The organism is Clostridium sp. MF28 (assembly GCF_002969175.1).
GTDB classification, from domain to species: Bacteria; Bacillota; Clostridia; order Clostridiales; family Clostridiaceae; genus Clostridium; species Clostridium beijerinckii.
This window is the reverse complement of the sequence record NZ_CP014331.1, coordinates 350,849-363,324: the sequence shown is the minus strand read 5'-3', so window position 1 is coordinate 363,324 and position 12,476 is coordinate 350,849. Positions and strand designations below refer to the sequence as shown.

9 protein-coding genes are annotated in these 12,476 nt (G+C 30.8%); 7 read left to right on the top strand and 2 right to left on the bottom strand.

Translation table 11 applies throughout. The annotated features are described in order from the left end of the window. Positions 1 to 15: 15 nt before the first annotated feature. Together istB and istA are read right to left on the bottom strand one after the other, a co-directional pair. Positions 16 to 768 carry an IS21-like element helper ATPase IstB gene (istB, locus tag AXY43_RS01485; protein WP_078114545.1) on the bottom strand — a complete coding sequence of 251 codons (753 nt, stop codon included), beginning with the start codon at positions 766 to 768 and terminating at the stop codon, positions 16 to 18. Then, positions 761 to 2,056, bottom strand: coding sequence for an IS21 family transposase (istA, locus tag AXY43_RS01480; RefSeq protein ID WP_077857071.1), 1,296 nt, complete (start codon positions 2,054 to 2,056; stop codon positions 761 to 763). The genes istB and istA overlap by 8 nt, the downstream gene beginning before the upstream one ends. Positions 2,057 to 2,133: 77 nt before the next feature. Here istA and AXY43_RS01475 point away from each other — a divergent pair, with 77 nt between their 5' ends. The 7 genes from AXY43_RS01475 (at position 2,134) to AXY43_RS01445 (ending at position 12,420) form a co-directional block, all read left to right on the top strand. Further along, on the top strand, positions 2,134 to 2,526 hold the full coding sequence (locus tag AXY43_RS01475) for an RDD family protein (protein WP_105410832.1): 393 nt from the start codon (positions 2,134 to 2,136) through the stop codon (positions 2,524 to 2,526). 748 nt (positions 2,527 to 3,274) lie between these two features. After that, complete coding sequence (locus AXY43_RS01470) at positions 3,275 to 6,448, top strand: efflux RND transporter permease subunit (RefSeq protein WP_105410831.1); 3,174 nt, start codon at positions 3,275 to 3,277, stop codon at positions 6,446 to 6,448. Continuing rightward, complete coding sequence (locus AXY43_RS01465) at positions 6,438 to 7,694, top strand: efflux RND transporter periplasmic adaptor subunit (RefSeq protein ID WP_105410830.1); 1,257 nt, start codon at positions 6,438 to 6,440, stop codon at positions 7,692 to 7,694. The genes AXY43_RS01470 and AXY43_RS01465 overlap by 11 nt, the downstream gene beginning before the upstream one ends. 471 nt (positions 7,695 to 8,165) lie before the next feature. After that, complete coding sequence (locus AXY43_RS01460) at positions 8,166 to 9,332, top strand: stalk domain-containing protein (protein ID WP_105410829.1); 1,167 nt, start codon at positions 8,166 to 8,168, stop codon at positions 9,330 to 9,332. Between the two features lie 692 nt (positions 9,333 to 10,024). Beyond that, a complete protein-coding gene (locus AXY43_RS01455; RefSeq protein WP_077829490.1) occupies positions 10,025 to 10,516 on the top strand; it encodes an RNA polymerase sigma factor in 492 nt (163 codons plus the stop codon). Continuing rightward, positions 10,503 to 11,666, top strand: coding sequence for a hypothetical protein (locus tag AXY43_RS01450; protein ID WP_105410828.1), 1,164 nt, complete (start codon positions 10,503 to 10,505; stop codon positions 11,664 to 11,666). The genes AXY43_RS01455 and AXY43_RS01450 overlap by 14 nt, the downstream gene beginning before the upstream one ends. 259 nt (positions 11,667 to 11,925) lie before the next feature. Further along, on the top strand, positions 11,926 to 12,420 hold the full coding sequence (locus tag AXY43_RS01445) for a kinase (RefSeq protein ID WP_105410827.1): 495 nt from the start codon (positions 11,926 to 11,928) through the stop codon (positions 12,418 to 12,420). Positions 12,421 to 12,476 lie beyond the last annotated feature (56 nt).

The following is a 12,476-nucleotide window of genomic DNA, read 5'->3' as shown; positions in this document are numbered from 1 at the left end:
TAAGAATGTGGTTTTTTAATCTTCTTCTTGTTTAAAATGATCTTTTAGTCTATATGATTTTCCATTGATTGTAACAACATGGGCGTGATGTAAAATTCTATCTAAGATAGCACTAGCTATAACAGGATCATAAAAAATATCATCCCAAGAGTTAAAATTTATGTTGGTAGTTAAGATAGTGCTTTTTTTCTCATACCTCATATCAATTAATTGGAAAAACAGTTTCGAATCTTCTTTATCTATAGGTAAATACCCCAATTCATCAATAATAAGAAGTTTATACTTACTAAAATGCTTAAGTCTAGCATCTAACCTATTCTCTAAATTTGCTCGTTTTAGCTGCTGCAGCAAATCATTACACTTAATGAAATATGTACTGTACCGGCGCTTCGCAGCCGCGATTCCTATAGATGTCGCAAGATGTGTTTTCCCAACTCCGCTAGAACCTAAAAATACAATATTTTCTTGTGATTCTAAAAAACGCAGTGTTAAAAAATCCAATATTTGATCTTTATTAATTCCAGGTTGAAAATTAAAGTCAAAATCTTTAATTTCCTTTTGATGTGGAAAAGCCCCAACCTTAACCATTGATTTAATCATATTGGCTTCTTTACAGTCGATCTCGTGAGCTGTAAGCTTAATTAAAGCATCAACAAAAGATAGATTGTTTTTTGTTGTAAAATCAATAACTTCGTCCAAATGAGTAATCATTTGCTTCATCTTCAAATATTCTAAATTATTTATGAGTTGTGTATATGTACTATTCATTTTGATATATTTCTCCTATCATTTTCAAATTATTTCTGGCTACTTCTATCATTTCATATGAATTTTTATTAAATGTTAAACCACTGATTTCAGCATAATGATCAGCATGATAATTTAACTTCTGATTTTTTATTCTATGAATAGTAACTAACTTTGTGCTATAATACACATGTAGTTGATCATCATAAACTTGAAGTTTTAGTTTTTTACCTATATATTCTGGTGGTACAGAATATTGGTTTGATTTATATGAAATCATACTTTGGCGATTTACTTTAACATTTGTGGTGATTATTTTGTGGTGATTTCTTATCTGTACTTTAGGCAGTTCTGATAAGAAATCTTTTTCTTTTTCTAAATGCAATATGGGTATTTTACCAGTTGATGTATGGCATGTACCATTAATTCTATTGTTTAAATCCGAAACAAGCTTATGCAGACCTTCATAATCTAAGGTTCCATTATAGGCCCTTATTTCGTCTAATAGTTTCATAGGAGCCTCAACTTTTGCTTTTGTATTCGGTCTTCCTGCTATGCAGGGACGGACCTTAAATCCATAGTCATCTGCAAATTGTTGAAATTTATTGTTTACTTTTCCCTTAGAATAAGTAGTTCGAGGGTTATCCATAACTGTTTTCATGTTATCTGTTAGTAATTCTTTTGGCACACCTCCAAAAGTTTCGAATGACTCATCTAAAAAAGATAGTAGTATATCTTGCGTTTTATCAATCGATAATTTATATACTCTAAACCTTGAGTATGAAAGGATTACCACAAAAATATTTATATTAATAATTTCACCTGTAGTCAAAACAAATTCTATATTTTCTTTCCAATCCAATTGTGCTTGTTGCCCTTTCTCCGTTTCATATCGCATAGGCGAAGCATTTGATATATGTCCTTTTTTCCTATTATTAAAGTACTCATTAAATTCTGAGTGATTAGAAATGTATCTTCTAAACGAAGATTGTGCGCAATCTAGTCCATGATTATCTTTTAGATATTGCCATAAAATACGTTTATAATAAAATACTTGAATTGAATCTTTGCTAAGAAGCTCTTTTATAATAGGCTCAAAAGCTTCTATTTTAGATTTGCATTTTCTAGTGGTAGGTTTGACATATCCATTTATATATTTGCCTACGGTTCGAGGATCAACTCCAAGTTCTCTAGCTATTTGGCTTTTATTTACTTTCAAATTGTTTACCTCCATAAGTGGCTTTAATTTATGAAGATCTTCTACCTTATTTATTTTAATTTCTGAATAAATGTTTGTTTGTATAATCATAATTACCCCCAATAAATATTGGGTAATTATAATTTATAAAAACTAATTTGTACATTCTTAAATGATCATTTCCTTACATTCTTATCTTATCATTTATAGGTGGCATATGTTTTATTGCAGCTCTAATTTATTATGTATATATACCTTATAAAAAGTACCATGGTCAGACAATTGGAAAGCATTTGGTTAAGATTAAAATCGTAAAAACGGATTATTCAGAAGTAGATTTAAAAACCCTTTTAATAAGACAAATTGTAGGGATCATGGTGATAGAGGGAGCTGCAATTGTTATAACAAGTTATTTAATTCAGCTACTTACTCTTGTGACCGGTTTTTATTTTGAATACTATCTTGGAATAGCAGGCAGAATTTTAACGGTTGTGTCCGGAATCTTGGTTTTAAGTACGCTATCACATAGGGCTATTCATGATTATATTTCTGGAACAACGGTTGTATCAGAAAACGATTAGTATGTTTATGCTATTAATTTTTATCGAGTGAAACTAGATTCGGGTGAAGGGGAATACCAAGCTGAATCTTAGTTGAACTTATCTAGAGATCATATGATGCACTTTTGGCAGCAGATCTTCTTGGAAAAGAAATATTAGGTTAAAAATGGAGATACAGAGGATATAATAAATTTATGAGAGTTTATGTGTAGTAAGCTCTCTTTTTTTAGCAGTAAAATGTACATAATTTATATTAAGTATGAAAATTATTAAAAATATTGGAATATGAAATACAACATTAAATGTTTATATTTAAGAAGAAAGCTATTCTTATTTGGGTACATGCAGAATACATGTAAGAATCAGTATTATTTAGAACATAACTGTTCTCATGTTAAATATATGGGAAATATTCCTTAGTTTAGTAGAAAATGATATACTGAGAATAAGCGAGATAATGAGTAAAAATTATCTTATAGCTAGCATCCGTAATACTCTCCAATATATGAAGATCCTCTTCCTTGCGTCAGATTAGGAAGTGATTCACACTAAATCAATTTTTGATGAGGTTAACTCATGAATGAGTTAACTAAGTTCAAGTGACAAAATTGTAAATTTGTACTTTCACTTATCTGCTTAAGTGTGAGATAACGGCTGCATGCTCCTGGATAAGTTCAACTAAATTCAGATGGAGTTTACCATAAAGGGGCACCAAGAAAACTCCACATGAAAAGTTTCACTTTATGAACATAGAGTTAGGAGGAGAGAAATGAGTATAACTGAAATATCAGTAAAAAGACCAGCAGCCATGTGGATGGCAGTAATCTTATTTATTGGACTTGGAATCATGGGTTATAAAAGCATGGGGGCAGATTTAATGCCATCTATGAATATTCCTGTTATATCAATAATGACAACTTATAATGGTGCTAGCGCAGAAGATATTAAGAAAGATATTGTAAAACCAATTGAAGATGCAGTTTCTGGAATAAGCGGTGTTGATGTTTTAAATTCAACTTCTGGAGAAGGCTATGGTACTGTTACAATAACCTTTAAAATGAGTGCAAATATAAATACCGCATATTTAGATGTCCAAAAGGCAGTTGAACTTGCCTCTGCAAGACTTCCTAAAGCCGCAGATAAGCCTATTTTATATAAAATGGATATGAGTTCCATACCTATGATGATAGTTTCAATAAATGGGGATGCCAGTTATGAGGAACTTTATAATCAATCTGATATCTTAAAGCAAAGATTAGAAAAAGTACCTGGGGTGGGGAATATTTCATTGCTAGGTGCTGATAAGAAGCAATTGATGATAAAAATTGATAAAGCGACTATGGAATATTATGGAGTAAACATTGATACTTTAATGGGCACACTGCAAGCGTCCAACGTTAATGTACCAGCTGGAGAGATTAAACAAGAAGGCTTAGATCAATCTGTTAGAATTATTGGGCAGTTTAGTAGCGTTGATGCAGTTAGAGATCTATTAATACCAACAGGTAATGGAGTGACAATTCGCCTTGGTGATATTGCAAAAGTTGACTTAGAAGTTCCAGATCCTACCGTAGTAACAAGATTTGGTGGTAATAAGACTATAGCAATGATACTAGGAAAGCAAAGTGATTCAAACGTAGTAGAAGTTGCTGATTCTGTAAAAAAGGATTTAGAAGATGTAAAAAGGACACTTCCAAAAGGAACGGAAGTAAATATTTTAATGGATACTACTACGTTTATTAATTCTTCACTTACTCAAATAAAACATAATCTTGCAGAAGGTATCATAACTACTGCATTTGTACTTTATTTATTCTTCCGTAGTTTCCGTTCTTCACTAGTAGTTTTAATTGCAATTCCAACATCGCTGGTTGCTACGTTTTTTATGATGTATCAGATGCACTTTACCTTAAACATGCTGTCTTTGATGGGTTTATCTCTTGTTGTAGGTACTCTGGTGGATGATTCTATAGTTGTTATAGAAAATATACAGAGGCATATGGATATGGGGAAAAATCCTATAGCTGCAGCCATTGAAGGACGTAAGGAAGTAGGAATGGCAGCAATAGCTATAACTTTATGCGATGTTGTTGTATTTGCCCCTGTTTCACTTGTGTCAGGTTTAGTTGGGCAGATGTTTAGAGAATTTGGACTTACAATAGTTGCAGCTACAATGTTTTCTCTAATTGTATCTTTTACAATTACACCAATGCTTTCTTCAAGGCTATTAAAAAATGAAAGCCTTAAAGAGGTGTTAGTAAAAAAAGAAAAATCTAAATTTTTAAGTAAGATAAATTTTAAATTTATCAAAATAATAAGTTCTAAATTCAGTAGAATAAATTCTAAAACAGAAGGCTCTTTTGAGAAACTAGTAGAAACCTATAGAAAAGCTTTAATATGGTCTTTAGATAATAGGAAAAAAGTTTTAGCTATAGTTGTTGCAGGAGTTGTGCTTAGTGTCATGCTTATTCCAATGGGGGCAATAAAGTCAGAGTTTATACCTATGGCGGATCAGAGTTCTCTTCAAATTAGCATGAAGCTTGCACCGGGATCAACTTTAAAACAAACGGATGAAAAGGTCTCTGAACTAGAAAAATATTTGCAAGGAACAAAAGAAGTAAAAAATTATTTTTCGCTTATTGGACATGATGGAGAAGCAACTGCAGATAAATCCATTGCTCAGATTTTCATTAACCTAGTTCCTAAGGATGAACGTAAAAAAAGTCAAAGTGAACTTGCAAGTGAGATTCGCAGATTTGGTAAAAATATGTCTGGAGTAGATTTAAATGTAGCAGAGTCATCTTCGTCTGGTGGTAGTGGTAAGCCTGTATCAATTAAAATAAAAGGAAATGATTCAGATACTATAAGAGATTTATCCAATGAAGTTGAAAAGTTACTAAATACAGTACCAGGAATCACTGATATAAGTAATTCTACAAGTTCAAGAAGCAGTGAACTTAGGGTAAATATAGATAACCTTGCGGCTACTCAGTACAATATTTCTACTACAAATATAGGAAGTGTTGTTAGAATGGCTCTTGCAGGAACCAATGTTGGAGTATACAGATCGAAGAATGAGGAAAATGATATAACCCTTAAATTTGAAAACGGACAAATAAAGAGTGCTGAAGATCTTAAGTCTTTGAAAATTACAAATTCCTTAGGGCAGCAAATTCCACTTAGTCAAGTTGCTTCTATTCAAAAAATAGATAGTGCCCCTTCCATATCTAGAGAAGATAAACAGGATATGGTTACTGTTGAAGCTAATATTCAAGGAAGGGTTCTTGGAGAAGTTACCGATGATATTAATGCTAAACTAAAGGCTCTTTCTGTTCCTGATGGATATAGTATAAGCTTTGGAGGAAATCAAAAACAGATGGCGGAAAGTTTTTCTTCTCTTGGACTTGCTTTATGTGCATCCTTAGCTCTTGTTTATATGATTTTAGTAGTGCTTTATGAGTCCTTTTTAACTCCATTTATAAGAATGATGGCTCTACCTTGTGCTATTATAGGAGCTTTTGGTTTACTGGCTCTAACTGGACAGACTTTAAATTTAATGTCCATAATTGGATTAATTATGTTAGAAGGATTAGCATCTAAAAATGGTACATTACTTATAGATTATACTAATACCCTTATGAAGAGAGGAATGAATTTAAGAGATGCTCTTATAGAATCTGGTGCTACTAGATTAAGACCGATAATCATGACAAGTGCTACAATGATTGTTTCTATGTTACCAGTTGCTTTATCCATGGGTGAAGGAACTGAGATGAAAAAGAGTATGGCTATAGTAATCATTGGAGGAATGGTTGCATCAACAATACTTTCACCAATTGTATTACCAATTATTTATACATTAATGGATGATTTAAAAAAGGTAGTATCTTTTAAAAAGAAGAAAATTCATACCATAGAAGGAGGTAGCACCTATGAAGTTTAAAGGGTTAAAGAAAAATAAAAAACTTTTAATAGGAGGAGTAGTTTTAGCAATTATTGTAGTCATAGTTATTTCTATCTTTGCTAAAAAGAAACCCATAGAAGTAGTACAAGAGGTTAAAAATGTAAAAACGGAAAAAATAACAACTGGAACTATTTCTACAAGTGTAGAATATGCAAGTAACCTAAAGCCAGCAAAAGAGGTAGTGGTTTTGCCGAAAGCAGGAGGAAGAGTTGCAACTGTAGATGTAAAGGTTGGAGATAAAGTTAGTGTAGGTCAAACATTATTTACATTAGATACAACAGATTATGCAGCACAACTTGAGCAGGCAGAGGCTGGAGTGAGTGCAGCTAGTGCTAACTTAGAAAGAACAAGCGACTCAGGGTTTACACAGCAATTATTGCAAGCGGAACAGTTGGTAGGAAAGTTACAAATCCAATATAATAGTGTAAAAGACAGTTATGACAGAGCACAAACTTTGTATTCAGCACAAGCAGTAGCTAAAAAGGATTTGGATGACGCAAAAGCTCAATATGATGCAATAGCTATAGACTTAAAAAATGCACAAGATAGCTTAGAGCTACTAAAGAGCAAGTCAGGGCCTCAAGCTACAAAAGCTGCTGAAGCACAGCTTGAACAAGCACAAGCAGGAGTGAGTGCCGTGCAAAATCAAATAAGTAACGCTACCGTTGCTGCACCAATAGCTGGAGTTGTGTCAGAAAAAGCTGTAGAAGTAGGACAACTTGCAAGTGCGCAATCAGGATCAGTTACTCTTATCGATTATAATAGTCTAAGTGCAGAAATAAATGTTCCTGATAAGATGCTTGAGAAAATTAAAGTAGGTCTATCTGTACCAGTTACTATAAATGCATTACCGGATTCAAAAATAGTTGGAGTAATAGACAATATCAGCCCAAATACAAGTTCTAAAAATAATTTCTACGTTGTGAAGGTTAAAATTGATAATACTAATAACAATATACAGGCAGGTATGTTTGCTAAAATATCATTACCAGCTGAAAATAAGGACAACATCCTGATGGTTCCAAATGAAACAATCAAAATGGAGAATGGTGTAAATTATCTTTATGCAGTTGATAATGGCGTGGTTAAAAAGATATCAGTTGAAACAGGAATTTCAAATGAGAAATTTACAGAAGTAACAGGCAAAGTGCAAGAGGGCATAGATATCATTACTGAAGGCCAGAATTTATTAAGTGATGGAGAAAAGATAAATATAGTACAATAGGAAAATATGAATTTAATCAAAGGTAGTTATAAAAATGAAAAGAGGTTATGTAGGATGTTGATATATTAATAAGGATAAACTTATAAATTTCTTTTCTTATGTTTGTAAACTGAGAATTTCTTGTATTATATTTTAAACATAAGTCATGTTTTTTTATGATTCTAAGATTTTTTATAAAAATTTTTATTTTTTTGCAACACTTCTCTAAGTTGGATTGTATTACTAATATAAAGGCAATCAAAAAATAACTAGTCCATCTGCCAATCTATATTCAATCATGCTTTTCAGGCAGATAACACTAATATGTCCGGTCCACTATGAGTGATATCCGCTTTCTTGGTGAATGATATACCATGGCAATTTTGGACTTGTTATTTTCTTTCAAGTGCCTAAAATGAAAATTTAAGATGCAAGCACATAAAAATAAATACAATATTAGATTGTGCGAGCTTAGAAGGAGAAGATAAGATTATGAAAAAATTAATGATAGGTTTATTAACAGCAGTAACAATTGTGGGGATGTCAGCTCAAGCATTTGCAGCAGATGATATATCAAGGCACAAATCTAATCCAGCGAATATTATTTCTGATACTGTTCCAATATCAAACTATGCACCTAAGGATGTTGATATAAACAAGGTAGCAATATGCGGAAAAAATATTGAAATTGGAAGAAACGGAGTTTCAATATATAAGGGAAAAATTATGGTTCCGCTAAAATTTACGGCAGAGAGTCTTGGGTTTAAAGTTGAGCCAGATAAGGATAATAAAGTTATAAGCTTAGATAATGGTACAATTAAGACAAATGTTTATGTGGGACAAGATAGTTATTATTACTCAAGCAGCAAAGCAATAGGATTAACTATGATGCATGAATTAGGTGCAGAACCTATAATAGAGGATAATATGGTGTATGTTCCAATTAATTTTTATAATTTTCTATTCAGTGATCAAAAAACAGTAGGAAGCTTTTTTGTAAGAGATAAAGATGGACAATGGATTTATTCAGCTAATGGGGAGTTAGCAGTAGGATGGAAATTAATAAATAATAAGTGGTATTTCATGAATAATAATGGCATAATGCAAAGAGGATGGGTTCAAACTAATGGCAATTGGTACTATTTATTAAATAATGGAGAAATGGCTGCAGGTACAGTAACCCCAGATGGATATAAAGTAGATGAAAATGGAAAATGGGATGGTAAACCAGCTGCTACTGTAGTAAATAAACCTGAAGATGCAGATGATATAATAAGTCCTATTGAGAGATTTGATACTATAGACGAAGCACAAAAAGCATTAAAATTTAAGATTACAGTGCCAAAAGAATTATTAGGTAAATACAATATAAAATATATAAATACTATATCAAGAGATTTATTTCAAATATGCTATGTAAACAAACAAAATGACATTATATTTAGAATGGGACAAGGAACTTATGATATAAGTGGTGATTATAACAACTATAAAATCAATAATACTGTAAGTATAAACGGAATCAATGTAAAAGTAAAAGGAGATGACAATCTTATTAAGGTTGCTGTTTGGAGCGTAAATAATATGTCATATTCTATCTCACTAAATGATGGTATGAAACAAGAGGATATTATTAATATTATAAAAAGTACTTTTTAGTTATACAGAAAATCAACACAAAGACCTAATTTGTGCCTCAAATGATAGAAATTCAATACATATTTCTTCATATGGATTGATGAAATTTTTACTGGAATGTTCGAAGAAGAAGGTTTTATCTATTTATGTATATTTCATAAACAAATTTTAGAGATGCAATATCTAGGACAACCTCTATCTAAGGATATTTATTAAGATAAATTTCAAGTAACACCATAGCAAATATATATCTTGTTTCTATCTAGAGGTACAAAACAGGTTTTGTAAAAAAATATAGATACATATTAACCAAGTTTATGATTATATATTCTAGCAAATAATTCTCATTACATATTATTATAATTATAATTAAATAAAGTAAGTTAATCAGAACTTGTATTAGAAAGAAATTTAAATAACAAGTAACATAAGTAGAGACATGAATAATAAGGAAGAGTTAATTTTGGGACTATGGATAAACAGTTTGAAATATAGATTTAAGCAATACTATAACGTTTCATATGGTATTTATTAGATAAAGATATTTAGTTGCTAAAATGGTGAAATCTACACCTTAGAATCTTCGGCGATATTTTCATAGCTTTTCGGAACAAAATATTTATGATTTCGGTAAGTTACCACATAAATTTAGTTTTAAAGTTGAATATCTACAATACATTGTTGTGCTACTGGATGGAAGGATGAGTTTTTTAATGAAAGATGTTTCATTGCGTACGGATGAAATTATTTCACAAGATTTAGATCATTATGGAGATATGCTGCTGAGGCTTGCATATTCATATATGAAAAATATATACGATGCAGAAGATGCTGTTCAAGATGTTTTTGTACAATTGCTTAAAAATATAGAGATATTTGAAAGCGACGATCACAAAAAGCATTGGCTTATTTGTGTTACCAGAAATATATGCAAAAATAAGTTGAAATCAGTATGGTTTAAAAAGCATGTAGAGTTAACTGATATGCCCTATTACGATGAATACAAAGATAACAATGTTTTAAATCAGGTTATGAAACTTCCACTGAAATATAGAGAAATTGTTCATTTATATTATTATGAAGGCTATACTACGGTTGAAATATCAAATATAGTAAATAAGAAAGAAGCTACAGTAAGATCATTACTTAGCAGAGGAAGAAATATGTTAAAAATAGAGCTGAAGGAGGAGTATGATTTTGAGTAAGAAATATAAAGAAGAACTAAATAAAATAGTGATGAATGATGATATGAAAAAAAGAATACTCCAAAATGTTTTGGCTGAAAATAAGAAGGATAACAATGAAGAAAAAGAAATAAAAGTAAAAACTACTATGCCAAAAGTAAAGAAATATAATGCTAAAAGAAATATGCAAATGGCGGCAGCCTGTGGTGCAATACTTATATGTTTAAGCGTAGCTAAAAGTTATCCTATGCTTTTCAAACATCCGTCTAATGATTTAGAACAAAATGAAGTGGAAGAAAATCATGAGGATAAGAATAATGATTTAAAATCTATTGAAGATAGTGAATTGGTTTATAATAAGGATAGTAAAGAAGCATCTGACAATGATCATAAAGAAGATATAGCTGTAGATCAAAATAATACAAATAATAACAAAAATAATAATAACTATAATAATGGCAGTAATAATGTGAACAAAAATACCAATAATGTCTCAAAAGCTGGGCAGGAAGGAAAAGACAACTCACAATTTAACTCAGGATCAGAGGAAAAGAAGAGGCAGATACCCGAAAATAAAAATAATGATGATAAAGCTACTGATAATAAGGCTATAGAAAATTCAAATACTTCTTCAAAAACAAATCATAAAGATGATATTAATAATAAAGAAGAAAAAAATCCAACAAGCACAGATCAAAAAACAGCTCCAGAAGATGTAAAAGAAAATAAAATATCAGAAGATAATACAGATGATAGTGTTTCTAATACATCGGTTGCAATGGACAAAGATGTAGGTTATAGTCAAGAATATAAGACACTAGATGAAGCAGAAAAAGCATTGAATTTAAAAGTGAGTCCATTAAAAACATTGCCTAATGGATTTAAAGTAGAAAATGTAAGTATTATATCAAATGAAATGATACAAGTAGATTATAACAATGGTAATAACAATATGATTTTCAGAGCAGGTAAAAGCACTGATAATATAAGTGGAGATTATAATACCTATCAAGTTAAGAATACAGTAAAAGTAAATGGGATAGACGTAACTCTTGAAGGAAATAAAAATGAAGAGTATAACTTAGCAACATGGAAAAAGGATGATATATCATATTCAATTTCAACTGAAGATGGTATTAATGAAAAAACAGTATTAGATATGATAATGTAACCACACTATTTTTTTAAGCTTATGAAACCATGAGGTATCTTATAATGATATTTCATGGTTTTAATTTGCTTTGTAATGGACAACACTAATTTTTTTTAGATATTTAGTGTTGTTATTTTTATAAAAAAATAAATTAGAACCAATTCTCCTTAATATTTAATTCGTAATATTCTTACAGAATATGTTATAATTAGTTAGATATGGACAGCGGTTTAATTAACTCAAAACAGAAAGACATTGGGGGATGGAGAGGTAAAGAGTGGCGAAGTTAATAATTATAAGAGGCAATTCTGGAAGTGGTAAGACTACTACAGGAAAAGCCTTGCAGAAAAAAATTGGACAAGACACAATGCTAATTTCGCAAGATGTTGTTAGAAGGGACATCCTATTTGCAAAAGATGGACCCAATCCAAAAGCAGGTGAATTAATATTTGAACTTGTACTATATGGAAAGAGCCATTGTAATATAGTAATTTTAGAAGGAATTTTAAATTCAAAGTGGTATAAAAAATTATTTCAAGATTTATCAGACGAATTCGGCAATCAAATCTTTGCATATTATTTTGATATACCATTTGAGGAAACTTTAAATCGTCATAGGCAAAAGTCCAATTCACATGAATTTGGAGAGAAAGAAATGAGAGAATGGTGGAACGAAAAAGATTTATCAGATGTTATTTCAGAAGTATTCTTACATAAAGAATTAAGCTTAAATGAAATAGTGGATATAATCTATCAAGACGTTATAAAGTAAAACAGAAATTAAAATTTATAGGGTGGATTCCAGTATGGAAGATTTTCCTGAGTTTA